Annotated in this window: 1 protein-coding gene; it reads left to right on the forward strand. The window is 56.6% G+C overall.

What is annotated here, in order from left to right; genetic code table 11:
• Positions 1-507 (forward strand): amino acid--tRNA ligase-related protein (locus FN082_RS17810; RefSeq protein WP_235892133.1); only part of this gene is annotated, 507 nt, incomplete at both ends.

The following is a 507-nucleotide window of genomic DNA, read 5'->3' on the forward strand; positions in this document are numbered from 1 at the left end:
TGACTCTGTGTGGTTGGGTCAACCGCCGTCGCGATCTCGGTAGCCTCATTTTTATCGATATGCGCGACCGCGAAGGCATCGTTCAGGTGTTTTTCGATCCGGATCGTGCGGATGCGTTGAAGTTAGCCTCTGAACTGCGTAATGAGTTCTGCATTCAGGTCACTGGCACCGTTCGCGCGCGTGAAGAGAAAAACATCAACGCGGACATGGCCACCGGCGCTATCGAAGTGCTGGCTTCCGATCTGACGATCATTAACCGCTCAGAATCGCTGCCGCTGGACTCCAATCACGTCAACACCGAAGAAGCGCGTCTGAAATACCGCTACCTCGACCTGCGTCGTCCGGAGATGGCGCAGCGCCTGAAAACCCGCGCGAAAATTACCAGCTTTGTGCGCCGCTTTATGGACGACCATGGCTTCCTCGACATCGAAACCCCGATGCTGACTAAAGCCACCCCGGAAGGCGCCCGCGATTACCTCGTGCCTTCCCGCGTGCACAAAGTCACAT

This window comes from Klebsiella spallanzanii (assembly GCF_902158555.1).
Taxonomy (GTDB): Bacteria; Pseudomonadota; Gammaproteobacteria; order Enterobacterales; family Enterobacteriaceae; genus Klebsiella; species Klebsiella spallanzanii.